A 23,588-nucleotide genomic window follows, 5' to 3' on the forward strand; every position below is an offset into this window, starting at 1 on the left:
CAGGGGGGCCTGATGGCTAGCGTGGAAATCCCGCCCGAATGGGGCAAAGTCGTCGAAAAGGCCAATCAGGTCAACGATATCCAGCCGGTTGGCATTCAGGAGATCGTCCAGCAGTACACCGACGCGTCGAAGAACTCGGCGGACCATGCCAACCACCTCAAGCAGGTCAGTGAGCCGCTCAAGGGCATTTGGAAGGGCACAGACGCCGACGCCTTCTTCGCCCAGGTGACCAAGGTTCTCGACGCGGGCAAGAACTTCAACGACCGGCTCGACGATGTCGCGAAGAAGTACGCCGAGCTTCAGGAAACGCTTTCGACCATCAAGAACAACATCGTCACCGAGCGCGAAGGCGCGAACACCGATATCCAGAAGATCGTCGGGGACGCGAACCGGGCGATCACCACCGCGCAGGCCGCCGTGGACGCGCACAACGCAGACAACAGCAAGCCCATGCCGAGCCCGACGCCGGAAGAGATCGCGCAAAAGGAACAGGGCCGCGCGGATGCCAGGGCCAAGGCAGCCGGTGACCGCGTCAGCGGTCTGCTGACGGAGGCGAACAACGCGCTGAAGACGACCAGTGCGGCGGCCCAGAAGGAGATCAGCGGCGGCTACTCCTCGGTCAAGCCCACCGGGGGCGGTGGCGCGACCCGCCAGGCCAAGAGCAGCGGCGGGCTCTCCAGCGGTGGCGGCGGCGGACCGAGCACCGGTGGCGGCGGCAGCGGGGGGCTCGGCCCCAGCGGCGGCCCTCCTGGTGCGCCGCCGCCGGGCAATGTGGACCAGTGGATCCGCGAGGCGATCAAGATCCTGCAGGCCAACGGCATCCCGGTGACCGACGCGGACATCCAGAAGATCTGGACGATCATCGAGAAGGAGTCCGGCGGCGACCCCAACGCGATCAACAACTGGGACTCCAACGCGGCGAAGGGCACCCCGTCCAAGGGCCTGATGCAGTGCATCGACCCGACCTTCAACGCGCACAAGCTGCCCGGCCACGACGACATCTACAACCCGGTGGACAACATCATCGCCGGGGTCCGGTACACCTTCGACCGCTACGGCGGCTTCGAAGGCCACCCCGGCCTCAAGGCGATGGCCGGCGGTGGCGGCTACCAGGGCTACTGACCCGGGATGACCTAGCCTGGCGGCATGGTGGATACCGGCATGTTTCCTGGCCCCGCCCGCCGCGCCGCGGTCGCGCCGTTCCACGTGATGGACGTGCTCTCCGCGGCGCAGGCCAGGCAGCGCACGCACGGTGACATGGTGTCGCTGGCGGCCGGGCAGCCGACCGCGGGCGCGCCGGCGCCGGTGCGCGAGGCCGCGGCGAAGGCCCTGCGCGACGGCAACCTCGGCTACACCGTGCAACTGGGCATCCCGGAGCTGCGGGAGGCCATCGCCGGGCACTACCTGCACCGCTACGGCCTCGAGGTCAGCCCGGCGGACGTGATCGTGACCACCGGGTCCTCCGGCGGGTTCCTGCTCTCCTTCCTCTCCGCCTTCGACGCCGGGGAGCGGGTCGCGATGGCAAGGCCCGGCTACCCGGCCTACCGCAACCTGCTCACCGCGCTCGGCTGCGAGGTGGTCGAGTTCGCCACCGACGAGCGCACTCGGTTCCAGCCCACCACCGAACTGCTCGACACCCTCGGCGAGATCAACGGCCTGGTGGTGGCCAGTCCCTCCAACCCGACCGGCACCGTGCTGCCGCCCGGTGAGTTGGCCGCGATCGCCGGCTGGTGCTCTGCCCGCGGGGTGCAGCTGATCAGCGACGAGATCTACCACGGCATTTCCTACGAGGCCGAACTCGGCTGCGCGTGGCAGAGCTCCGCCGAGTCGCTGGTGCTCGGCTCCTTCTCCAAGTACTTCGCGATGACCGGCTGGCGGCTCGGCTGGATGCTGGTGCCGCCGCGCCTGCACCGCGCGGTGGACGTGCTGACCGGCAACTTCAACATCTGCGCGCCCGCGCTGGCCCAGCAGGCGGCGGTGGCCGCGTTCACCGCCGAGTCCTACGCCGAGCTGGACGGGCACGTCGCGCACTATCGCGCCAACCGGGACCTGCTGCTGACCGGCCTCGGCGAACTCGGCCTGGACCGGGTGGCCCCGGTGGACGGCGCCTTCTACGCGTACCTGGACGTGTCCGCGCGCACGTCGGACAGTCTCAGCTGGTGCCAGCGGCTGCTCGCGGACACCGGGCTCGCCATCACTCCCGGTATCGACTTCGATCCGGTGGAGGGCGGCGGCTACGTCCGGTTCTCCTTCGCCGGGGAGCGGTCCGACATCGTGGAGGCCCTGCGCCGGCTGGGTGACTGGCTGTAGGGGGAACCCGGAGATCTCCCTGATCGTTGGCCAGGAAGCGAGCTTTTACCTGCCGGACATGGGAACGTGGGCGGTAACGGGCCAGGTGGCTCGGGAGGCAACCGGAGGAAAGTCATGTTGTGGAAGATCGTCGGCACGCTGATCGTCGTCTGGCTCGCGTTCACCGTGCTGGGCTTCTTGGTCAAGGGTCTGTTCTGGCTCGCGATCATCGGTGGGGCGCTGTTCCTCGGCACCGCCGCCTACGGTGCGATCAAGGGCAAGGACCAGAAGAAGCTGCGCTCCTGACCTAACCGAGCGCGGCTTCGGCCGTGCTCACCCCGAGCCAACGGTGCGCGCGCAGCCCTGCTGCCCGCGCACCGTCTATGTTGGACTGCCGGTCGTCGAAGAACAGGCAGTCCGCCGGCTCGGCGCCGAGCCTGGACACCAGCGTCCGGAAGATTTCCGGGTCCGGCTTGGCGATGCCGACGTCGCCGGAGAACAACCGGACGCGGAAGTGCCCGGCCCAGTCCTGGCGTTCGGCGAACCTGGCGAACGAGGATGGTGCGTTGGACAGCAGGGCGAGCGACGCGCCCGCTTCCGCCAGTGCGGCCAGCAGTTCCACCGACTCGGGCGAGGTGTGCGACCAGCCCTCGACGTCCAGTGCGGTGAGAGTGTCCGAAGTGGACTGATCGACGGCGAGGCCGAGGTCGTCGCCGACCGCCCGCCAGTACTCCAGATCGGTGCAGCCGCGGTCGTAGCGATCGCGGTGCGCCCAGTACCGCGGCTCGAAGGCGGCCTGCTGCACGCCCAGCGCGGCCGCCATCGACGGCAACGCGGTGGTGCGGGTGCTGATCACTTCGCCGTAGTCGAAGACGATCCAGTTCATGCCGCGTCGCCCTTGATCCGGCGAAGCGCTTCGTCGACGTCGGCCGTGCTCAGGTCGCGGTGCAGCACGAACCGCACCTTGCCGGCCATCGGCAGCGCGAGCACGCCGGCCGCGGCCAGCGCGTCCAGTGTGATCGGGATGTCGGCCACCCCGGCGAGCACGATGTTGGTCTGCGGCGTGCTCACCTCCCAACCCAGCTCGGCCAGCCCGGACGCCAGGCGCCGTGCGTTCTCGTGGTCCTCGGCCAGGTCGCCGACCCGGTCCATGGCGAGCAGGCAGGCCGCGGCCAGCACGCCGCCCTGGCGGATCCCGCCGCCGAGCGCCTGCCGCATCCGCCGCGCCTGCTCGACGAACTCGGTGCTGCCGGCCACCACCGAGCCGACGGGCGCGCCGAGGCCCTTGCTGAAACAGGCGGAAACCGTATCCACGCCCACGGTCAGCGCGGCCGGCGGCAGCCCGAGCGAGACCGCGGCGTTCCAGATCCTGGCGCCGTCGAGGTGCACCTTGAGCCCGGCCTGCCGCGCGGTGGCGAGCAGCTGCGCGTGCTCGTGCGGCGGGGTGACCGCGCCGCCCGCCGCGTTGTGCGTGTTCTCCAGGCAGAGCAGCGTGGTGCGCAGCGCGTAGTACGGATTCCCGCGCGAGCCGACCGCGTTGGTCAGCGCGCTCACGCTCGGCCGGCCGGGCCCGGCGTCGTGCTCCAGCGGGTCGGGCATGCCACCGGCCAGCCAGGCCGGTGAGCCGAGCTCGTTCATCAGCACGTGCGCCCCGCGCGGGACGAGAAAGCGGTCACCGCGTTCCAGCTGCACGCTCAGCGCGAGAATGTTCGCCATCGTCCCGCTCGGTACCCACAGCGCGGCCTGCATGCCCAGGGTCGAAGCGGCTCGTTCCTCCAGAGCTCTCATCGTCGGATCGGTGTCGATCACGTTGTCGCCCACCTCGGCGGACGCCATGGCCTGGCGCATCGCATCATCGGGTCGGGTGACGGTGTCGGAGCGGAAATCGAGGTCACGGCGCGCTTCGAAGGTCACAGTTAGATCACATCACATTGATCGTTGCGCTTTCAACCCGGTGCGTTCTGGCTCGTTTCCAGCGGGCGTGCAACCGTGTACGCCTTCCCTTCCGTCTACCACCCGAACGCACAGAGAGCGGAGAGCCAGCCGCGTGGACGAGCGCGACGAGCAGGAGTTCGCGGAGTACTTCGCCGCCAAGCGGGACTCCGTGCGCAGGACCGCGTACATGCTCTGCGGAGACTGGCACCGTGCGGACGACCTGGCGCAGATCGCGTTCGTCGCACTGCACCGGCGGTGGCGGAAGATCCGCGACCGTTCGGCGACGGACGCCTACCTGCGCAAAACGCTCGTGCGGGCCTCGATCGACGAGTCACGACGGCCGTGGCGGAGGGAACGGCAGGTGGAACAACTCCCCGAAGCGGAGAGCGGCGGGCGGCTGGACGAACAGGTCGCCACCCGCCAGGACCTGCTGGTCGGGCTGCGCGAGGTGCCGCCGAAACAACGCGCGGTGCTGGTGCTGCGGTACTTCGAGGGGCTCGACGTCGCCGGGGTGGCCAAGGCACTCGGGTGCAGCGAAGGAAATGTGAAGAGCCAGACCGCCAGGGGACTGGCGAACCTGCGTGGCGTGCTGGGCGAGGAGGTGGAGACGCATGGATGAGCGCGAACTCGAGACTTTGTTCCGGGACGCACCCGGCGAGCCGCCGCCGTCCGCCTTCACCATGGACGACATCTCGAAGGCCTCCGCGCGTGCGAAGCTCCGGAGGCGAAACGCGCTGGTCGCGGGCCTGAGCTGTCTCATCGTGCTGGCCGGCGGGGCCGGGGTGGTGCTGAACCTGGGCAGCGGCGTCGGCGAACGAAGCGCCGCGAATGCGCCGGGCCAGGTGATGAGTAACACTGAATCCGGACCCGGCGAGCAACCACCGCCGGGGCCCGCACGTCCCCTCACTACGGACTTCCCTACTCCGTCGCCCAAGCAGGGGGGCGACGGGACCGGGGAGAACGGCCCTCGGGCCGAAAGCACCTACGGGTGCGACAAGGTCGACCGGGAGCTCGCCACCGCCCTCGCTGGCGAGCTCCCGGTCACCGTGTTGACCGAGGCGGCGCCGGGCCGGATCTGCACCGAGACCTCCCGCTCGGCCTCGTTCGGGGTGCAGGTCCCCGGGCATCAGGGCCTGATTTCGGCCACCGTGCTGCCGCCGGGCGTGCGCATCAAGTACGCGGCGCAACCACCGGGTTCGGAGCTGCAGGAGCGCGCCACCCAGCACAATGCCACCCTGGTGCTGCTCAGCGTGCCCAGCCCCGGCGACACCGTGGCGCCGTTCCGCGATGATCTCTCCCGGATCGCGGACGGACTGGCCGCGCGGTTCTGATCCGGGCGACTGGCAAGATGGGCATCCATGACCTCAGGAGCCAGCACGCCGAAAGGTGAGCGCCGCCGCGCGGCGCTTGTCGAGGCGGCCGCCGAGCTGCTGGTCGAGGGCGGTTTCGACGCGATCCGGCACCGGGCCGTCGCCGAACGTGCCCAGCTGCCGCTGGCTTCCACCACGTACTACTTCGACTCGCTGGAAGATCTGGTCACGGCCGCCGTCGAGCACCACTCGCGGGCCGAGCTGGCCGAGGGCCGGCACTGCCTGGAGGAGCTGACCACCCGCGACCGCGGCGTGGACGCGCTGGTCGATCTGGCGCTCGAGCTGTTGCTTGGCTACGACCGCAAGGACCGCGAAGCGGACGCCGAGGCGGTGCTGCTGCGCTACGAGCGGCTGGTGGCCACCGGGCGGCGGCAGTACCTGCGGCCGCTGATGCGCACCCTGGCCGTCGAGCTGAACGCGCTGCTCGCCGAGATCTTCGCCCGCTCGGGCAAGCCGGTGGACGCGGCCGAGCTGAAAAGGCTGGTGGCGCTGGTGGACGGGGCCGTGGTCAGCGCGCTGGTCGAGGTCGACCCGGAGCCGCGGGCCGCGGCCGCGCGGATGCTGCACGAAGCGCTCAGCGAGTAGCGCCACCGGCCCGGTCCCGGTCGCGGGTTAATCTGGCGCGGTGAGTGAGAAGCCCCAGGTCCCCAATGTGCTCGCCGCCCGCTACGCCTCGCCGGAGCTGGTGGAACTCTGGTCGCCGGAACAGAAGGTGAAGCTGGAGCGCGAGCTGTGGCTGGCCGTGCTGCGCGCGCAGGCCGAGCTCGGGGTGCCGGTCGGGGACGGGGTCGTCGAGGACTACCGGCGGGTGCTGGAGAACGTCGACCTGGCGTCGATCGCGGCGCGGGAGCGGGTCACCAGGCACGACGTGAAGGCCAGGATCGAGGAGTTCAACGCGCTCGCCGGGCACGAGCAGGTGCACAAGGGGATGACCTCGCGGGACCTCACCGAGAACGTGGAGCAGTTGCAGATCCGGCGCTCGCTGGAGCTGATGCGCGGCAGGGCGGCGGCGGTGCTGGCCCGGCTGGCGGCGCTGGCCGTGGAACACGCCGACCTGGTGATGGCCGGCCGTTCGCACAACGTGGCGGCGCAGGCGACCACTCTTGGCAAGCGGTTCGCGTCGGCCGCGGACGAGCTGCTGGTCGCGTTCGAGCGGGTGGACGAGCTGATCGCCCGCTACCCGCTGCGCGGCATCAAGGGTCCGGTCGGCACCGGGCAGGACATGCTCGACCTGCTCGGCCAGGAGTCCACTTTGGACGAACTGGAGAACAGGGTCGCGGCGCATCTCGGCTTCGAGCGCCGGTTCACCAGCGTCGGCCAGGTCTATCCGCGTTCGCTCGACTTCGACGTGCTCTCCGCGGTGGTCCAGCTGGCCGCGGCGCCGTCCAGCCTGGCCAAGACCATCCGGCTGATGGCAGGGCACGAGCTGGTCACCGAGGGGTTCAAACCGGGCCAGGTGGGCTCCTCGGCGATGCCGCACAAGATGAACACCCGGTCCTGCGAGCGGGTGAACGGGCTGGCCGTGGTGCTGCGCGGCTACCTGTCCATGACCGGCGAGCTGGCCGGCGACCAGTGGAACGAGGGCGACGTGTCCGACTCGGTGGTCCGCCGGGTCGCGCTGCCGGACGCCTTCTTCGCGCTGGACGGGCTGCTCGAGACCTTCCTCACCGTGCTCGACGAGTTCGGCGCGTTCCCGGCCGTGGTGGCCCGCGAGCTGGACCGGTACCTGCCGTTCCTGGCCACCACCAAGGTGCTGATGGCGGCCGTCCGCGGCGGGGTCGGCCGGGAGACCGCGCACGAGGCGATCAAGGAGAACGCGGTGGCCGTGGCGCTGGCCATGCGCGAGCAGGGGCTCACCGAGAACGACCTGCTGGACCGGTTCGCCGCGGACGAGCGGCTGCCGGTGGACCGGGACGACCTGGACAAGGTGCTGGCGGACCGGCTCTCCTTCACCGGTGTCGCCGCCGCCCAGGTGCGTTCGGTCGCCGAGCGCGTCGAGCGGCTGCTCACCCGTTTCCCGGACGCCGCCCGTTACTCCCCGCAACCCATCCTCTGACCATTTCCGCAGGTCAGCGGTCGTGAGTGAAAAGTGTTGCCCCGGCCAGTACCTAATTGTTGACCTACGATGGTTGCATGGGTGCCAGTCACAAGGTTAGTGCAGGTCACGAGGGGCGTCGGCCCGTCTTGGACTCGTACGCGCGGTTGTCGCGTAACCAGGCGGGCAAGTTGGAGAAGTGCGAGACCCAGCATGCCGACAACGTGGAGGTGATCGAGGAACTGGGCGGCGTGCTCGGGGAGAAGATCTCCGATCCGAAGCTGTCGGCATGGAATCCGAAGGTTCACCGCCCGGGGTGGGAGTACCAGATGATGCGGGTTGCCTCCCGGGCGTGTGACGGGGTGGTGTTGTGGAACACCGACCGAGGGTGGCGGCAGTGCAGCGACCTTGAGGACATGTTCAAGCTGATCGAGGATTTCGACAGTTTCACCCTGGGCTCCTCGCACGGGTCGTACAACTTGGCGGACTACAACGACCGCCACCAGTTGCGGCAGGAAGTGGCGCACAACCAGCGCAACTCGGACGAGGCTTCACACCGGATCAAACGGCGGTTAGAGGTGCTGCGGCGTAAGGGAGTTCCGCACCATCAGGGCCGCAGCTTCGGATGGCCTGGGCTGGATCACACGATCACCAGGGAGCAGGCCATGGACGAGGATGGCAACGACACGCGGCAACCGGTTCCGGCTGAACTTGTGGAGCGGGAGCGGGGGGCGTTGCGGACGGGCACCCGGGACAACTTGGCGGGAATCAGCTTTTCCAAGATCAGTGACGAGTGGAACGCTCAGGGGTTGCGCACCACGACCGGGCGGGAGTTCAACCCGGTCATTGTGGGGCAGGTGCTGTTGCGGCCGCGTAACGCGGGGCTGATCGAGCATGACGGCGAGATCGTGGGCACCATGCCCGGGGAACCGATCGTGGATCCGGAGGATTTCAAGCGGCTACGGGCGCGACACGCGTCGCGGGGGCCGGGCCGTCCGCCGAGTGGTACCTACGTGGGGTCGGGGATCGGACGGTGCGGGGGGTGCCGGAAGACGCTGGGCGGTCGGCCGCACACCGGGAACTATCCGGACGGGGAACGGCGGCGTCAGTACTTCTGTGCGAAAACACGTGGCGGATGCGGGAAGGTGGCCGCCGACCTGCGGGCGGTGGATCGGCAGATTCGTGGTCTGGTGATCGCGCGGCTGTCGGATAAGAACTACGCGGCGGGGATCAAGGCGGCCCGCGCCCGGATCTCCGACCGGTTGGCCACCGTGGAGGCCGAGATCGCCGAGTGTGAACGGGTCCAGGTCTCGCTGTCGGTGCGGTTGGGCAAGCGGCAGATCAACGAAGCGGCGTTCGATAAGGCCAACGAACCGTTGGTGAGGGATCTGACCCGGTTGAAGGCCGAGCAGGAGGAGTTGACTGGCGGGAATCCGGAAGGGCCAACGGAAGCCATGACCCGTGACGAGGTGGCCGAGAAGTGGGACAGCGCCGATGTAGCCGAGAAACGCGCCATGCTGGCCGACGCGCTAGGGCGGGATGTGCTGATCGTGAAGCCCTCGACAGGGAAGGGGTTTCGCCGGTTCGATCCGGAGCGGGTCACGATCGATCCGTATCGGGCGCGCACTGCCACGGCAGGCACCGCTACAGATGAGGGTCAGGAGGGCTGAGGAGGCGTGTACGCGGCAGGGCCGCTAACCCGGTCGAGGCAGCGGCCCTGCCGTGTGTGCGGCGGTGTCAGGCGGCGCGGTCTTCCTCGGTGTCGTCGAGTTGAGCGAGGCGAGCGTCAATCCGGTTGAGGATCACTGCCAGCCTCTGTATCTGCTCCTCGGTCAGGGGCGGCAGATGAGGCACGATCTGCGCCCAACGTTCGACCGCTTCAGCGGCGAGACGGGCTTGTTGTTCGGTGTAGCTCTCCTTCCGGTCAGCCCCAGAGCGCGGGTGTAGCTCGGCGGGGTCGGGCAGGGCGGCGAGGTGGCGGCGGCCCCGTGGTGCGCGGCGCGGGTGGTTCTGCGAGCGGTCAGGGTGCTGTGGCCCGGGTGGCATGGCGCGGCTCCTCTCCATGTCAGTAGCAGCTAGAAGACGTCGGGAGCGTCGTACAGTTCCACCCCGTCGTCGCCGTGGTGTGGTTCGTCCCAATGCGCAGTTACTGCGCGGCGCGGGTCATCGGGTGCGGTGATGCGGCGGACAATCCCCGGGTCGCCGGGGGCGAAGGCCGCTTCGCTGTACGGTTCGTCGCTGGTGCGGTGGTCGATACAGGGACCGCGTTCCGGCAGCTCGTGCAGATGATGACGGCGGACGACCGCGCCAGGAGTGCGAGGCGTCCACGATGCCCATACCGGCCCGGCAGGATCGAAGGGGGCGACGAGGTCCCGCGCGGTGGTGGCAATGACGACGCCCGGATCGTATCTGCCCGTGAACCGGGCGAGCGTGGCCCGAAACGCGGTTTCCCGGCGTGCGGAGTGCAGCGAGAACAGCACCACCCCGAACTGGTCAGCAGGGAAGGCGCCGTAGTCAGCCACCTTGCGCGCCACCACCTTTAGTGACTCGGTACCGGTGTCGTGTTCGAGGAAGAACCGCACTACCCGCCCATGCTGCTCCCAGCATCCGTAGCCGTCAGGCCGTATCCGCGCCTCGCTGCCCCCACGTTGGGTCCAGAACACTTCCGCACACCGTTTCTCCGGCCACCACTGTGTCAGCCGTCCCGCGTCCGGGAACTGGTCAGCGCGTGCGGGGTTGCGGTGCGCGGCCAACCCGCAGAAGAACTCATTCACCCCGAGGTGGTGGGACAGTTTCGGCCACAACGCCAACCGTTCCAACCGTTCGGCGTGCGCCTTCGGGGTCGGTGATGGCCGCGCCTGCCGCGCGGCGATCATCCGCGCTCCGAGGTAGCCGAGCGCGAAGCGCGCCTGGCTGGTGCCGCCGGTGGCGTAGGAGTCTCGGAAGGCGAACACCACTCCCAGTTCCCGCAGCCGCCGCAGCCGGTCCTGTGCACGCCGTAGCGAGGTGAACTCGATCGCCGCGATCTGCTCCGTGGTGAGCACCTGATGCTCAGCCAGCAACAGCAGCAACCGACGATCACGTCCGACCAGGCTGAACCACACCGACGCATCCGGTTCCCCCGCCCGCCGGCCACCGCGGGCCGCTCCCGCAGCCGGCGCGCGCACCACCCGGTGAGGGGTAGATGATGACGATCCACCCGTCAGTCGGCCTTTCGCGCCACCCTGCCGGTGCCGCCTCTGAACAGCCCTTTTCTGTGAAACGTGGTCGGCGTCTGGGGCAGCGGATTCACAACGCTGTCCCTGCGTCGCCCTATCCGCCGCACCACGCGCCGTCCCAACCGCAGCCGCCTGCGAACCCCGTATCGCCCGATCCTGTCCTGGCACATTCATGATCAACACTCCTTGGTGGCTCGTTGCCTCCTCGATCGCCACAAGAGGCCGTTTATAACGCTGTTTTTAGACACCAAGCAGAGAAATACACTCGAATGGCGCAACGAGAAGCGCCCCACCGGCCAGTGGTCTCCTGGGCGGGTGGGGCGCTCCTTGTTCCAGCAGCCCCTTGGGGCTGGGAAATGTTGCCGTAGTTGCTACCGGAGTTGCCGAGGGCTGCCGGACCTGCTGGGGGCAGCGACGTCTATCGACGCTAGACGAAGCTCCCTTAGCTGCCTCTGCGCGGTTTTGTCGTCACGCTTCGCGTCTGCCTTGAGCCGTGCTACGCGAGCAAGGCAACGTTTGCAATCGACGTTGAGTGCGCTCGTAACAAAAGACGCAGATTCTTTCGGTCGGCTTATCTCGCTTCTCCACGTGCCCGGACGGCAGAGTGGAACCAACCTATCGCGCTCTGCCAGGATGTCAGGATCTGCGTAGTGGACGCGCGGGTCGGGTATTCCCGTTAGTCTAATTCGCACTGGTCGGTCACCCTTCCGCTCGGCGTAGTCGTTTAGTGTCTCGCTGTCCGCCGCATTGCTGATCGCTCCACTCGTCTGAAGACATGGCGGTGTGGACGCCTGAGTCGAGCCGTACCGGGATCGAATAGTTGCCCTTTTCTCCATAATGTTGATACGGAAGAATGATCCCGTGTTGGTACTGGCCCTCTCGCCAGAGTCGTACTCGCTCGCCGGATAGGCGACCGGCGATGTCTGCTTCGAACATGGTCAACATCGCCTCCGCCCGTCGAGCGGATGGTGCTTGTTGATCCACCAGGCATAGAGGCGAGCCCCGATGTTCGTACTATCGAGAATGACAGGCCAGACGCAGGCGCCAACGGCCAAGAGCCATGACGCGCCGAGTAAGAGAAGGATCCAACTCATAAGTCAGCCCGCCTGGTAGGCCAGGGGCGTAATGCGTCGCTTGCCCCTGACCCGCCAATGGCGGGCTGAGAGTCAAGCGACCTTCTCTGCCTGCAATGGCAGTCCGCTTGGGTATTCATGGAGTTATGTCCTTATGTTCGCGTATTATCGAGAATGGACGGCCAGATGCGCAGGCCAACGACTAAGAGCCATGACGCGCCGAGTAAGAGAAGAGTCCAACTCATGACTCAGCCCGCCTGGTAGGCCAGGGGCGTAATGCGTCGCTTGCCCCTGACCCGCCAATGGCGGGCTGAGAGTCAAGCGACCTTCTCTGCCTGTAACGGCAGTCCGCTTGGGTATTCATGGAGTTATGTCCTTGATCAGGCCCGGCCCGATGCCGGGCGGAGCACCCAGAGTAACCCCTGATCAGCCGCCTGTCACGTCGTAGAACGTGTGGCCCACCCGGACGGATGTACTACCCGTCAACAGGTCATGGACGCCCTGAAGCGCTTCGGCGGCCTTGTTGTCCTTCGCCAGGTGCCGCCATCCGATCTCCAGTCGGCGAAGCTCGGCGATCAGTTCGTCCCTCGAACCCTCGACCAGCAGGCGTTCACGTGCTGTCTCCATGCGCGCAGAGTATCGGATCATATGCTGAGCAAGTGCCACCCCGCATCGGAGCCAGAGTGCTGTTGCTCGACCCGCGAGACCGCGTACTTCTCCTGCTCTCTATCGACCCCGACGAGCCTTCGCATCGTTGGTGGGACCTTCCCGGCGGCGGAGCGAACCCCGGAGAAGATCTCACCGACACCGCGCGCCGAGAGTTGGCCGAAGAGACAGGCATGGTCATTGACGCGCTCGGCCCGCACCTGTGGGATCGGGAGGTCCGCTTCCGCTTCCGAGACCGGTGGCACCACCGCCGCGACCGCGTCTTTTTCGCGCGGGTGTCGAACATCAGTCCGTCCCGTACGCCGTCGCACACGGCCAACGAGCAAGCGAACCTCATCGAGACCCGCTGGTGGTCTCTGGCGGAACTGGAGAGCAGTTCGGCTAAGTTCCTGCCGCCGAATCTCCCGGCCCTGCTGGCCGACCTCCTCAGCGGCGAACTGCACGCGCCGATCTTCCTCAACGCCTGACGCACTAGATGGCGCGTTGTACTCAGTCCACCGGTCTCACCGTGCTATCCACGGTGAGACCGGCCAAGCGTGGCCTACGAGGGATCGCGCAGGTCACAAGTAGGTAACCAATTGCACCTTGGCTCCGGCAACACTTTCCACTCACGACGTCGGTTGTGGGAGAAGGCACAGGGAGGCGTCCACGGAGTGGGACGGCACTACTCGATCGGGCGAATTTCCTAGGGTGTGCCTGAACCCGAGGCTAGGCCGCCTACCCGCGGTCTGGCCTTTCTGTCGCGTCCGAAGGAAGAAGCATGAGATCCACGCTGCGCAGAGTCCTCGTCGTGCTCACCGCCGGGACGGCGATCGCCGTACTCGCCGGCTGCGGCTCCTCCTCCGGTGACGCCGCCTCCGGGAAATTGCGGGTGGGCACGCTCACCGACGCGCCGCCGTCGATCTACCTGGAGAACGGCAACTTCACCGGTTACGACAACGAGCTGCTGCGCGACATCGCCAAGCGCGAGGGCTTCGAGGTCGAGTTCGTCGGCACCGAGTTCGCCGGCCTGCTGGCCAGCGTGGCGAACCGGAAGTTCGACCTCGGCAGCTCCACCATCTCCACCACCGACGAGCGCAAGAAGACGGTCGCCTTCTCCAACGGCTACAGCACCGGTTTCACCACCATCGTCACCAGGAAGGACGCCGGGCTCAAGGACGTCGGTTCCTTCGCCGGCAAGCGGCTCGGGGTGGTGCAGGCCTCGGTGCAGGACGAGTTCGCCAGCAAGAAGGTGCCCGGCGCGGATGTGGTGCGCTTTCCCGACTACAACGCGGGTTTCGCGCAGCTGAAGGGCGGCACCCTGGACGGCTGGGTGGTGCCGAAGGACATCGGGCAGAAGTACCTGGACCAGAACCCGGCCGTGCCGCTGGAGTTCGGCTACACCGTGGAGACGAAGGACACCCCGTCCGCGTACGCGGTGCGCAAGGACAACAAGGAACTGCTGAACAAGGTCAACGACGGCCTGGCCAAGGCGATCGCCGACGGCACCGTGGCCCGGTTGCACGCGCAGTTCTTCAAGACTCAGCCCCTCCCCGCCGAGCTCGCCCAGGGCGGCCCCGGCCTCCCGGTCCAGAACCCCTGAGGAACCTACGATGAAGAAGACCCTGCTGGCCTCACTGGCCGCGTCCCTGCTCGTCGCGCTCACCGCCTGCGGTGGCAGCGGCGGTGACGCGAGCGCCTTGCGCGTCGGCACCCTCGGTGACGCGCCGCCGAACATCTATGTGGAGAACGGCAACTACACCGGCTTCGACAACGAGCTGCTCAAGGCGATCGCCCAGAAACAGGGCCTGACGCTGGAGTTCGCCGCGACCGAGTTCTCCACCCTGCTGGCCAAGGTCTCGAACGGGCAGTTCGACGTCGGTTCTTCGGCGATCGCGCAGACCCCGGAGCGGGCGAAGACGGTCGACTTCTCCAGCCCGTACAACTTCGAGGTGATGAGCATCCAGACGAAGGAGGGTGCGCCGATCACCGACGAGGGCAGCCTCGGCGGCAAGCGGGTCGCGGTCATCCAGGGCACGGTCGGCGACAACTGGCTGACCACCACGGTGCCGTCCGCGCAGGCGGTGCGGTTCCCGGACTACGCGACCGCGCTCGGCGCGCTGAAGTCCGGTTCGGTCGAGGGCTACATCCTGGACCAGGCGATCGCGGAGAAGAACGTCACCGAGAACCCGGACGCGAAGCTCAAGGTCACCAAGTCCTTCACCACCGACGTGCCGCATGGTTTCGCGGTGAAGAAGGGCAACACGGAGCTGGCTAACAAGATCAACGAGGGGCTCAAGCAGGTGATCGCGGACGGCACCTGGGAGCGGCTGCACCAGCAGTTCCTGCCGAGCGCCCCGGTGCCGGATCAGTTCAAGGCTGGTAAGAATTCCTGATGAGGACACCGAGGAAAGGCCTGATCGCGGCGCTGGCCGCGGTGCTCGCCCTGCTCACGGCATGCGGCGGCAGTGGCGGTGACGGCCAGGGCGTGCTGCGGGTCGGCACACTGAGCGACTCGCCGCCGAACATCTACCAGGAGAACGGCAACTACACCGGATTCGACAACGAGCTGCTCCGGGCGATCGCCGCGAAGCAGGGGCTTCAGCTGGAGTTCGTGTCCACCGACTTCTCCGCGCTGCTCGGCAGGGTCTCCAGTGGGCAGTTCGACATCGGCAGCTCGGCCATCGCGCAGACGCCGGCGCGGAAGGAGACGGTCGACTTCTCCGACCCGTACAACTTCCAGTCCCTCAGCATCGAGGTCAAGGAACCCTCGCCGATCACCGACGAGAACTCCTTGGCGGGTAAGCGGATCGGCGTGGTGCAGGGCACCGCGTCGGACGGCTGGCTGACCGCCACCGCGCCGGCCGCGCAGGCGGTGCGCTTCCCGAACGACGCCGCGGCGCTGACCGCGCTGAAGTCGGGTTCGGTGGACGGCTCGGTGTTCGACCAGGCCACCGCCGAGCAGTACGTGGCGTCCAATCCCGACGTGAAGCTGAAGGTGGCGAAGTCGTTCACCACCGACACCCCGCACGGTTTCGCGGTGAAAAAGGGCAATACCGAGCTGGCGAACAAGATCAACGAGGGGCTCAAGCAGGTGATCGCGGACGGCACCTGGGAGCGGCTGCACCAGCAGTTCATGCCCACCGCGCCGGTGCCGGACCAGTTCAGGGCTAACGGGTAATGGACGACTTTCTCAACACTTATCTCAACTGGGAGTACATCTGGCAGGTGTTCCCGGAGCTGCTGCGCACCGGCCTGGTGAACACCCTGATACTGGCCGCGTCCTCGGCGGTGATCGGCACCGTGCTGGGCATGGTGCTGGCGATGATGAGCCTGTCCACGAAATGGTGGCTTCGGTGGCCGGCCAGGGTGTACACGGACATCTTCCGCGGCCTGCCGGCGATCCTGACCATCCTGCTGGTCGGCCAGGGCGCGCTGATCCTCGGCCGGGACCTGTTCGGCACCAACCCCTATCCGCCGGGCATCCTGGCGCTGAGCCTGATCGCGGCGGCCTACATCGGGGAGATCTTCCGCTCCGGCATCCAGAGTGTCGAAAAAGGACAGTTGGAGGCCAGCAGGGCGCTCGGCATGAGCTACGCCAAGGCGATGGCGCTGGTTGTCGTCCCGCAGGGCGTGCGGCGGGTGCTGCCGGCGCTGGTGAACCAGCTGATCGCGTTGATCAAGGAATCCAGCCTGGTCTACTTCCTCGGCCTGCTCGCCGGGCAGCGCGAGCTGTTCCGGATCGGCCAGGACCTCGCGGCGAACACCGGCAACCTCTCGCCGCTGGTCGCCGCCGGGTTCTGCTACCTGGTGATCACGGTTCCGCTGACGCACCTGGTGAACTACATCGACAAGAAACTGCGCACCGGCCGGAAGGTCGACCGCGCGCCGGACGACCAGGACGACACGCCGATGCTCGCCGCAAACCAACCGGGGCAGCTATGACCACCACCGTGCAGTCCGCCAGCGTTGAGCTGCGGGACATCCATGTCTCCTTCGGCACCCTCGAGGTGCTGCGCGGGGTGGACCTGAGCGTTGGCAAGGGCGAGACGGTCTGCGTGATCGGCCCGTCCGGCTCCGGCAAGTCCACCCTGCTGCGTTGCGTGAACCGGTTGCAGGAGCCGGATTCCGGCGATCTGCTGTTCGACGGGGAGAGCGTGATCGACGCGAACCCGGACCGGCTGCGGCAGCGGGTCGGCATGGTGTTCCAGCACTTCAACCTGTTCGGTCATCGCAGCGTGCTGGACAACATCACCCTGCCGTTGCGCAGCGTGCGGAAGCTGGACAAGGCCGTGGCCAAGGAGATCGCGCTGGCCAGGCTCGCCGACGTCGGTCTCGCGGAGAAGGCCCCGTACCGCCCCGCCGCTCTTTCCGGCGGGCAGCAGCAGCGGGTGGCCATCGCGCGGGCGCTGGCCATGGAGCCCGAGGTGATGCTGTTCGACGAGGCGACCAGCGCGCTGGACCCGGAGCTGGTCAAGGGCGTGCTGGACCTGATGGCCGGGCTCGCGAAACGCGGCCTGACCCTGCTCGTGGTGACCCACGAGATGGGCTTCGCCCGTGGTGTCGCGGACAAGGTCGCCTTCATGGACCAGGGCCGGATCGTGGAGACCGGTACCCCGGACGCCATCTTCGACGCCCCGCAAAGCCCGCGCCTGCAACGGTTCCTCTCGCAGGTCCTCTAACCCCGGACCCGGTCCAGCTCGTCGAGCAGGTCCGCGAAATCGGCCGAGTAGTGCGTGGCCAGGTCCTCGCCGATGACGCCGTGGTGGTAGCCGTCGCCGATGTGGTGGGCGACCGGCTCCAGGAACTGGGAGCCGGGCTGCCACCAGTACACGTTCGGGCTGAGCAGCCCGGGCGCGCCGGGCGCGTCCTGGTGGTACTCGGCGGCGAGCCTCGCGATCTCGCCCAGCGCGTACCGGGCCCCTTGCCCGTCGCGCAGCACGTGGAAGATCAGCGTGCCGTGGTTGGGCATCGCGACCAGCGCGCCGTGCGGGAGGTCGGGGGCGCCGGTGACCGCCTCGACCACCCAGGGCAGCACCAGCACGGTCGAGCCGACGTAGTCCGAGCCGCAGAGGATGTACACGTCGTCGCAGACGGCGTAGCCCTCCGGCAGCTGCCCGCACAGGTTGTTCAGGCCCGCGTCGACGAGCCGGTCGAACCCGTGCCGCTGGACCTGGCGGTCGTTGAGGATGGCGATGTGCTCCGGATGGTCGAGCGCGAGCACCACGAGCAGCCCGGGCGCGACCTCGTTCGCGTAGTTCCACCAGCCCGTCGGGCTCCCCTCGACCGGCCGCAGCCGGGCGTAGACGCGGTCGAGTAGCTGCTCGGTCGGGCCGTCGAGCTCCGGCGAGCCGCCGGTCACCGCGCCTACGAGCCGGGCGAGGCAGTCGTCGACCAGGTCCGCCCACTGGTCCATCGGAGCGTCGAGCACGGCGTCGAGCACGGGGCCGAGTCCGAGCACGAGGTCTTCGGGCTCGATGACTTCGACCCGGTCGTCGTGGACCACGACCCGCATGCCGGTGAACGCCGGGCTGCGCCGGATCAGGTTCCGCAGCCGGTCGTGCTGGCTCGTCGTCAAGTTGTGCACCGCCAGGAAAATACAAGATCATCGCGAGCGGTTCAGGCCTTTGGCCGATTTCCCCGTGGCAGGCTGTTCGAGCCGGTCCGTGCGGCCCCTTTGCGAGTTGTGCACAGTTGCCCGCCCCTGTGCACAACTCGCCCGTGACCGGCGGTTGGTCGCGCGGGTGGCGATAGGCTGGAGCGGGGCCGCCCCCCGGGAGTGGTGGGGGCTGCGCGGGGGTCGGGCGGCCAGGCCGTGTGGGGCGGGCGAAGACTTTGTCAGGTGGGGCGAAGCGGGCCTTCGTGGTGGCCGTCGGCGGTAATCTGCGGGGTATGGGGAAGATCGCGCGGGTGACGTACTACCCGGTCAAGGGATGCGGCGGGACGTCCGTGGCGGCCGCGGAACTGGGCGCGGCGGGGGTGACGCACGACCGCACCTTCATGGCCATCGGGCCGGACGGGGCGTGCCGCACTCAGCGCGGCGACCCGAAGCTGGCCGCGGTCCGGCCGGAGGTGCTCGAAGGCGGTGCGAAGCTCCGGTTGCGTGCGCCCGGAGTCGAGGATCTCGAACTGGACGTCGCCTTCGACGGGCCGAGGGCCGAGGTGGCCGTGTTCACCTGGCTGGGCAAGGGCGTGGACCAGGGCGACCCGGCGGCGGACTGGTTTTCCGCCGTGCTCGGCGCGCCATCCCGGCTGGTCCGGGTGTCGCCGGAGCACCAGCGCGACTTCGGCGCGGTCCCCGGCACCGCGGGATTCGCCGACAGCGGCGCAATACTCCTCCTCTCACTGTCCTCTTTGGACCTACTCAACGAGCGGATCTGCTCGGCGGGCGGGGAACCGGTGCCGATGGAACGGTTCCGGCCGAACCTGGTCGTCTCCGGCTGGGCCGAGCCGCACCTCGAAGACCGGGTGCGCGAACTGGCCGCGGGCGGTGCCCGGCTCGGTTTCGCCAAGCTGTGCGTGCGGTGCGCGGTGCCGATGGTGGACCAGGAGACCGGCCGCCGGGCGGGCCCGGAACCGATCCGCAGCCTGGCCCGCTACCGGCGGCAGCCCGAAGGCGGGGTCATCTTCGGCATGAAGGCCGCGGTACTGGAGCCAGGTCAGCTCGCCGTCGGCGACGAGGTGACCGTGCACAGCTGGGGCGAGGAGTAAGCGTCCAGTCCGAGCGCGGCCGCCGCCGAACCGCCGTTCACGGCCACCGCCAGCAGACCGGCCGAGTCGGTGTAGAGCACCGCTTCACCTAGCGGCAGGTCGGCGAAGGTGCGGCCGCGCGACGCGAGCAGCTCGTCGTTCCCGCTCCGCACCAGCAGCCGGCGCCCGAGCGCGGCCGAATCCAGCTCGGCCGCGGTGGCGGCCAGCTGCACGTTGCCGTAGTGGTCCACGGTCAGCACCTCGGCGACCAGCCGCCCCGGCCGCGCCTCCACCCTGGGCTCGGACAGCCGCACCAGGTCCTCCACCGGCGGCCCGAAAGCGGATGGTGCGACGCCCAGCGCCAGGTGAGCGGCCGCGGGAGCGAAAACGTCCCGTCCGTGAAAGGTCGCGAACACTTCTGTCAAGTGGTACTCCGGGGCCGTCAGCTCGTAGGCGGCCCGTATCCCGCCAAGCACCTCCGCGGCCGGTGGTAACAGTCCGTTGTCCGGGCCGACCAGCAGACTCCCGCCGCCGGTCAGCACGACCACGCCTCGCCGCGCGGTGCCGACCGTCGGGTCGACCACCGCCAGATGGACCGATTCCGGCAGGTAAGGCACGGTTTGCGCCAGTACCGCGGCACCGTGCCGGACCCGCTGCGGCGGCACCCCGTGCGTAACGTCGAGCACCTTGATCTCGGGTGCGATTCGGGCGATAACCCCGTGACAGGCCGCGACGAAACCGTCGTCGAGTCCGTAGTCGGTGGTGAACGAAATGTAGCGATAGGCCATACCGGTGATTCTGGCCTCGCCCACTATCTGGAAAGAATGTAGATCACCCACCTGGTGTCTGCCACCATTGTTTTCATGCAGCCGCCGTATGTGATCGCGCTGGTCCAGCGCAGGCACGTCGATCTGCTGCGGGTCAGTTCCGCCCTGTGCCGCCTCGGCTAGTTCACCTGCCCATCCGCCGTCGCGGCCGATAAAACGAGCCGTCGCCTCCGAAGCTGAGGTTCCGTCATGCGCATCCTTGTCCTGTTCGGTCTGGCCGGGTTCCTGGCCCAGCTCGTCGACGGCACCCTCGGCATGGCGTTCGGGGTGACCTCGACAACCACCCTGGTCGCGCTGGGCACCACCCCCGCGGTGGCCAGCGCCGCGGTGCACCTGGCCGAGGTAGGCACCACCCTGGCCTCCGGCGCGGCGCACTGGCGGTTCAAGAACATCGACTGGCGCACGGTCGGCATCCTCGCGGTGCCCGGCGCCGTCGGCGCGGTGATCGGCGCGTACGTGCTGACCTCGCTGTCCACCGAGTTCGCCGAGGTGTGGATCACCACCATCCTGCTGCTGCTCGGGCTGTACGTGCTGATCAGGTTCGCCTTCCTCAAACTGGGCAAGCTGATCACCGACAAGCGCCCCGGCGCCAAGTTCCTCGGCCCGCTCGGCCTGATCGCCGGGTTCGTGGACGCCACCGGTGGCGGCGGCTGGGGCCCGGTGGCCACCACCACCCTGCTCTCCTCGGGCCGGCTCGAGCCGCGCAAGGTGATCGGCTCGGTGGACACCTCGGAGTTCATCGTCGCGCTCGCCGCGAGCATCGGCTTCTTCTTCTCCCTCTCCAGCGAGCACGACCTGAACTACACCGTGGTGCTCGGCCTGATGCTCGGCGGCGTGATCGCCGCGCCGATCGCCGCCTGGCTGGTCAAGCTGGTGCCGCCGCGGGTGCTCGGCGCCGCTGCCGGCGGGCTGATCGTGTTCACCAACGCCAGGACCCTGCTCAACTCCGCGGACGCCTCCGGCGCGGTCATCACCATCGCCTACGTCGCGATCGTGCTGCTCTGGGCGGCCGGGCTGTTCGCCGCGATCCGCTCGGTGCTCACGGAGAAGCGGATGAACGTGCTGGCCGGCGAGGACGACGGCCCGGCCAGGGACGAGGACCAGCAGAAAGTCACCTCGTAACCGGGCGGTTAGGGTGCTGGCGTGACCTCGACACCAGCGACGCTCGCCGACTACCCGAAGATCGCGGCCGGCAAGGTCCGCGAGCTGTACGCCGTGGACGACGAGCACCTGCTGCTCGTCGCCTCGGACCGGATCTCGGCCTTCGACTTCATCCTGGACACCCCCATCCCGGACAAGGGCAGGGTGCTCACCGCGATGAGCGTCTTCTGGTTCGAGCTGCTGGCGGACGTGCTGCCGAACCACCTGGTCGGCTACGACGACCCACGCATCCCGGCCGAGGTGCGCGGCCGCGCGCTGCTGGTGCGGCGGCTGGAGATGCTGCCGGTCGAGGCGGTCGCCCGCGGCTACCTCGCGGGTTCGGGTTTCACCGACTACCAGCGCACGGGCTCGGTGTGCGGCGTCGAGCTGCCGGCCGGGCTGCTCGAGGCGGACAAGCTGCCGGCACCGGTGTTCACCCCGGCGTCCAAGGCCGCGCTCGGCGAGCACGACGAGAACGTCAGCTTCGAGGCCGTGGTGGCGTCGGTCGGGCGGCAGCGGGCCGAGCAGGTGCGCGATGCCACGCTGGCGATCTACCGGCGCGGCGCCGAGCACGCGGCGGCTCGCGGGATCGTGCTGGCGGACACCAAGTTCGAGTTCGGCGTGGACGAGACCGGCGCGCTGGTGCTCGGCGACGAGGTGCTCACCCCGGACTCCTCGCGCTACTGGCCCGCCGACGGCTATCTGCCGGGACGGCCGCAGCCCTCCTTCGACAAGCAGTACGTGCGGGACTGGCTGACCGGCCCGGAGTCCGGCTGGCAGCGGGCGTCCGACACCCCGCCGCCGCCGCTTCCGCCGGAGGTGGTGGCCGCGACCAGGGCGCGCTACGTCGAGGCGTACGAACGGATCAGCGGCCGTTCACTAGCTGACTGGCCCGCTCCGACCTCGTGAGTGAAAAACGTTGTCTGGTGTCCTGCGGGACACCCGCACCCGGGGCGAACGCTTTTCACTCACGACCTGGGCCAGTTACCTTGAGGTCAGGCCGCGGTCACACTGAGCTGTCCTACTGGGCAGCGTGGACACACAGCTCTTGGTCTCGCTCTCCGGAATCAGCCCGCGAACGCTGGACCGCTGCGCCGAACTGGCGGCCGAACTGGACCGCCGCAAGGTGCCGCTGACCATCCTCCACCCGCCGCGCACCGAGAACAGCCCGGCAACCGACTGGGTCCGCGACCGGCGCCTGCGCGGCGACGGCCTGCTGATGCACGGCTACGACCACCGAATCACGCCCACCCACCGGACCGTGCAGCTCGGTCGAAAGGCGGAGTTCGCCGCCCTGCCCGCGCACGAGGCCAGGCTGCGGTTGATCGCGGCCACCGCGGCGCTGGAGGGTTCCGGGCTGAAGGCGGACGGGTTCGCCCCGCCCCGCTGGCTCGCTTCGCGCGGCACACTGGCCGCGCTGGCCGAACGCGGGTTCACGTTGTGCGCGGAACTCGCCGCGGTGCACCACCTCGGCACCGGCGAGGTGGTGCACCGCGCCAAGGTGCTGGAGTTCACCGCCGGGCACCAGCGCGCCGAAACCGTGCGCTGCTTCGCGCTGGTGCTGGCCGCCGCACGCGCGGCCAGGCGCGGCGGTCTGGTCCGGCTCGGCGTGGACGCCGCCGAACTGGCCGGGCCCGGTCTGCGGCAGGCATTCCTGGACGCGGTCGACGTGGCGCTGGAGCACCGCGCTCGCGCCGTCACCTACGGCGCGCTCAGAACTTCGTCTTCGCCCCGGGCTGCAGCGCTTTGACCTCGGTGCCATCCGGGCCGAGGTTGGTGAACAGCCCGTAGTGCATGGCCGGGTTGGACAGCGTCGCCTCGTGGATCGGCACGGCGTACCGCGGCGCGACGGCGCGCAGGTAGTCCACCGCCTCACCGGCCTTCAGCCAGGGCGCGCCGGTGGGCAGGCCGAGCACCTCGATCTTGTGGTCGGGCAGGAAGAACGAGTCGCCGGGGTGGTAGAACGCGCCGTGGTCGACCAGGTAGCCCACGTTCGGGATCACCGGGATGTCCTCGTGGATGACCGCGTGCCTGCCGCCGAGCACCTCGACCGTGCTACCGCCGACCTCGAAGGTGTCGCCGGGGTGCACGGTGCGCGCCGGCAGGTCCAGCTTCGCCACGGTGTCCTCGGAACCGGGGTCGGTGATCAGCCGCGCGCCCGGGTTGGCCGCCAGCAGCGGCGGCAGCCGCTCGGCGTCGATGTGGTCGAAGTGCTGGTGCGTGATCAGGATCGCGTCGAGTTCGCGTTCGGCCTCGAAACCGGCGGAGAACGTGCCGGGGTCGATCAGGATGCGCGCGCCCTCGGTCTCGATCAGCACACAAGCATGTCCAAAGTGGACAATATGCATAGATGGCTCCCTTTTGGT

Annotated in this window: 27 protein-coding genes; 19 read left to right on the top strand and 8 right to left on the bottom strand. The window is 68.6% G+C overall.

The genetic code is table 11. From position 1 onward, the window contains the following. The first annotated feature begins 12 nt into the window (after nt 1-12). The 3 genes from AMYNI_RS0117745 (at nt 13) to AMYNI_RS49575 (ending at nt 2,595) form a co-directional block, all read left to right on the top strand. Nucleotides 13-1,122, top strand: a complete 1,110-nt coding sequence (locus AMYNI_RS0117745; protein ID WP_026360590.1) for a transglycosylase SLT domain-containing protein — start codon at nt 13-15, stop codon at nt 1,120-1,122. Nucleotides 1,123-1,146: 24 nt separating this feature from the next. After that, the gene (locus AMYNI_RS0117750) at nt 1,147-2,310 is read left to right on the top strand and encodes an aminotransferase class I/II-fold pyridoxal phosphate-dependent enzyme (RefSeq protein WP_020669372.1); all 1,164 of its coding nucleotides are present in this window, start codon (nt 1,147-1,149) and stop codon (nt 2,308-2,310) included. 114 nt (nt 2,311-2,424) lie between these two features. Beyond that, the gene (locus AMYNI_RS49575) at nt 2,425-2,595 is read left to right on the top strand and encodes a hypothetical protein (protein WP_020669373.1); all 171 of its coding nucleotides are present in this window, start codon (nt 2,425-2,427) and stop codon (nt 2,593-2,595) included. Between the two features lies 1 nt (nt 2,596). Here the strand turns inward: AMYNI_RS49575 and AMYNI_RS0117760 are convergent, their stop codons facing one another. Both AMYNI_RS0117760 and AMYNI_RS0117765 read right to left on the bottom strand, forming a co-directional pair. Then, nucleotides 2,597-3,175, bottom strand: coding sequence for an HAD-IA family hydrolase (locus AMYNI_RS0117760; protein WP_020669374.1), 579 nt, complete (start codon nt 3,173-3,175; stop codon nt 2,597-2,599). Further along, nucleotides 3,172-4,203, bottom strand: a complete 1,032-nt coding sequence (locus tag AMYNI_RS0117765) for a threonine aldolase family protein (RefSeq protein ID WP_020669375.1) — start codon at nt 4,201-4,203, stop codon at nt 3,172-3,174. Before AMYNI_RS0117765 ends, AMYNI_RS0117760 begins: the two co-directional genes overlap by 4 nt. 133 nt (nt 4,204-4,336) lie before the next feature. On the opposite strand from AMYNI_RS0117765, the gene AMYNI_RS0117770 reads away from it, so the two are divergent. From AMYNI_RS0117770 to AMYNI_RS44760, 5 genes are all read left to right on the top strand, one after another. Further along, nucleotides 4,337-4,843 (top strand): SigE family RNA polymerase sigma factor, encoded by a 507-nt coding sequence (locus AMYNI_RS0117770; protein WP_020669376.1) that lies wholly within the window; start codon nt 4,337-4,339, stop codon nt 4,841-4,843. Continuing rightward, nucleotides 4,836-5,555, top strand: a complete 720-nt coding sequence (locus AMYNI_RS0117775; protein ID WP_020669377.1) for a hypothetical protein — start codon at nt 4,836-4,838, stop codon at nt 5,553-5,555. The genes AMYNI_RS0117770 and AMYNI_RS0117775 overlap by 8 nt, the downstream gene beginning before the upstream one ends. 27 nt (nt 5,556-5,582) lie before the next feature. After that, entirely contained in the window at nt 5,583-6,179 is a 597-nt protein-coding gene (locus tag AMYNI_RS0117780; RefSeq protein WP_020669378.1) for a TetR/AcrR family transcriptional regulator, read from the top strand. 40 nt (nt 6,180-6,219) lie between these two features. Next, nucleotides 6,220-7,650: an adenylosuccinate lyase gene (purB, locus tag AMYNI_RS0117785; RefSeq protein WP_026360591.1), complete on the top strand. Its 1,431-nt coding sequence runs from the start codon at nt 6,220-6,222 to the stop codon at nt 7,648-7,650. Nucleotides 7,651-7,727: 77 nt separating this feature from the next. Further along, nucleotides 7,728-9,299: a recombinase family protein gene (locus AMYNI_RS44760; protein ID WP_084628400.1), complete on the top strand. Its 1,572-nt coding sequence runs from the start codon at nt 7,728-7,730 to the stop codon at nt 9,297-9,299. 67 nt (nt 9,300-9,366) lie between these two features. On the opposite strand, the gene AMYNI_RS49090 is transcribed toward AMYNI_RS44760, so the two are convergent. The 3 genes from AMYNI_RS49090 to AMYNI_RS50145 form a co-directional block, all read right to left on the bottom strand. After that, on the bottom strand, nt 9,367-9,675 hold the full coding sequence (locus AMYNI_RS49090) for a hypothetical protein (RefSeq protein ID WP_157357391.1): 309 nt from the start codon (nt 9,673-9,675) through the stop codon (nt 9,367-9,369). Nucleotides 9,676-9,704: 29 nt separating this feature from the next. Continuing rightward, nucleotides 9,705-10,799 carry a replication-relaxation family protein gene (locus AMYNI_RS0117800; RefSeq protein WP_245573945.1) on the bottom strand — a complete coding sequence of 365 codons (1,095 nt, stop codon included), beginning with the start codon at nt 10,797-10,799 and terminating at the stop codon, nt 9,705-9,707. Between the two features lie 1,547 nt (nt 10,800-12,346). Next, complete coding sequence (locus AMYNI_RS50145) at nt 12,347-12,547, bottom strand: hypothetical protein (protein WP_020669383.1); 201 nt, start codon at nt 12,545-12,547, stop codon at nt 12,347-12,349. A gap of 32 nt (nt 12,548-12,579) precedes the next feature. On the opposite strand from AMYNI_RS50145, the gene AMYNI_RS44770 reads away from it, so the two are divergent. From AMYNI_RS44770 to AMYNI_RS0117830, 6 genes are all read left to right on the top strand, one after another. Beyond that, nucleotides 12,580-13,053: an NUDIX hydrolase gene (locus AMYNI_RS44770; RefSeq protein WP_040405799.1), complete on the top strand. Its 474-nt coding sequence runs from the start codon at nt 12,580-12,582 to the stop codon at nt 13,051-13,053. A gap of 293 nt (nt 13,054-13,346) precedes the next feature. Then, a complete protein-coding gene (locus tag AMYNI_RS0117810; protein ID WP_020669386.1) occupies nt 13,347-14,168 on the top strand; it encodes a substrate-binding periplasmic protein in 822 nt (273 codons plus the stop codon). Between the two features lie 10 nt (nt 14,169-14,178). After that, nucleotides 14,179-14,961: an ABC transporter substrate-binding protein gene (locus AMYNI_RS0117815; protein ID WP_020669387.1), complete on the top strand. Its 783-nt coding sequence runs from the start codon at nt 14,179-14,181 to the stop codon at nt 14,959-14,961. Continuing rightward, a complete protein-coding gene (locus tag AMYNI_RS0117820) occupies nt 14,961-15,746 on the top strand; it encodes an ABC transporter substrate-binding protein (RefSeq protein WP_020669388.1) in 786 nt (261 codons plus the stop codon). The genes AMYNI_RS0117815 and AMYNI_RS0117820 overlap by 1 nt, the downstream gene beginning before the upstream one ends. Further along, nucleotides 15,746-16,510, top strand: coding sequence for an amino acid ABC transporter permease (locus AMYNI_RS0117825; RefSeq protein WP_020669389.1), 765 nt, complete (start codon nt 15,746-15,748; stop codon nt 16,508-16,510). The genes AMYNI_RS0117820 and AMYNI_RS0117825 overlap by 1 nt, the downstream gene beginning before the upstream one ends. Then, nucleotides 16,507-17,247, top strand: coding sequence for an amino acid ABC transporter ATP-binding protein (locus AMYNI_RS0117830; RefSeq protein ID WP_020669390.1), 741 nt, complete (start codon nt 16,507-16,509; stop codon nt 17,245-17,247). Before AMYNI_RS0117825 ends, AMYNI_RS0117830 begins: the two co-directional genes overlap by 4 nt. Here AMYNI_RS0117830 and AMYNI_RS47265 read toward each other — a convergent pair. Continuing rightward, nucleotides 17,244-18,152: a hypothetical protein gene (locus AMYNI_RS47265; RefSeq protein WP_020669391.1), complete on the bottom strand. Its 909-nt coding sequence runs from the start codon at nt 18,150-18,152 to the stop codon at nt 17,244-17,246. The genes AMYNI_RS0117830 and AMYNI_RS47265 overlap by 4 nt on opposite strands. A 305-nt stretch (nt 18,153-18,457) precedes the next feature. On the opposite strand from AMYNI_RS47265, the gene AMYNI_RS0117840 reads away from it, so the two are divergent. Next, the gene (locus AMYNI_RS0117840; protein ID WP_020669392.1) at nt 18,458-19,276 is read left to right on the top strand and encodes an MOSC N-terminal beta barrel domain-containing protein; all 819 of its coding nucleotides are present in this window, start codon (nt 18,458-18,460) and stop codon (nt 19,274-19,276) included. Here AMYNI_RS0117840 and AMYNI_RS0117845 read toward each other — a convergent pair. Continuing rightward, a complete protein-coding gene (locus AMYNI_RS0117845) occupies nt 19,225-20,043 on the bottom strand; it encodes an SAM-dependent chlorinase/fluorinase (protein ID WP_026360592.1) in 819 nt (272 codons plus the stop codon). The two genes, AMYNI_RS0117840 and AMYNI_RS0117845, sit on opposite strands and share 52 nt — an antisense overlap. A 54-nt stretch (nt 20,044-20,097) precedes the next feature. On the opposite strand from AMYNI_RS0117845, the gene AMYNI_RS50680 reads away from it, so the two are divergent. The 4 genes from AMYNI_RS50680 (at nt 20,098) to AMYNI_RS0117865 (ending at nt 22,972) form a co-directional block, all read left to right on the top strand. Further along, complete coding sequence (locus tag AMYNI_RS50680; RefSeq protein WP_020669394.1) at nt 20,098-20,205, top strand: putative leader peptide; 108 nt, start codon at nt 20,098-20,100, stop codon at nt 20,203-20,205. 66 nt (nt 20,206-20,271) lie between these two features. Further along, complete coding sequence (locus tag AMYNI_RS0117855; protein ID WP_020669395.1) at nt 20,272-21,204, top strand: sulfite exporter TauE/SafE family protein; 933 nt, start codon at nt 20,272-20,274, stop codon at nt 21,202-21,204. A gap of 21 nt (nt 21,205-21,225) precedes the next feature. After that, nucleotides 21,226-22,131: a phosphoribosylaminoimidazolesuccinocarboxamide synthase gene (locus tag AMYNI_RS0117860; protein WP_020669396.1), complete on the top strand. Its 906-nt coding sequence runs from the start codon at nt 21,226-21,228 to the stop codon at nt 22,129-22,131. 124 nt (nt 22,132-22,255) lie between these two features. Next, nucleotides 22,256-22,972 (top strand): DUF2334 domain-containing protein, encoded by a 717-nt coding sequence (locus tag AMYNI_RS0117865; RefSeq protein ID WP_020669397.1) that lies wholly within the window; start codon nt 22,256-22,258, stop codon nt 22,970-22,972. Here AMYNI_RS0117865 and AMYNI_RS0117870 read toward each other — a convergent pair. Then, complete coding sequence (locus AMYNI_RS0117870; RefSeq protein WP_026360593.1) at nt 22,935-23,570, bottom strand: MBL fold metallo-hydrolase; 636 nt, start codon at nt 23,568-23,570, stop codon at nt 22,935-22,937. The genes AMYNI_RS0117865 and AMYNI_RS0117870 overlap by 38 nt on opposite strands. Nucleotides 23,571-23,588 lie beyond the last annotated feature (18 nt).

Origin of the sequence: Amycolatopsis nigrescens CSC17Ta-90, assembly GCF_000384315.1 — a bacterium.
GTDB classification, from domain to species: Bacteria; Actinomycetota; Actinomycetes; order Mycobacteriales; family Pseudonocardiaceae; genus Amycolatopsis; species Amycolatopsis nigrescens.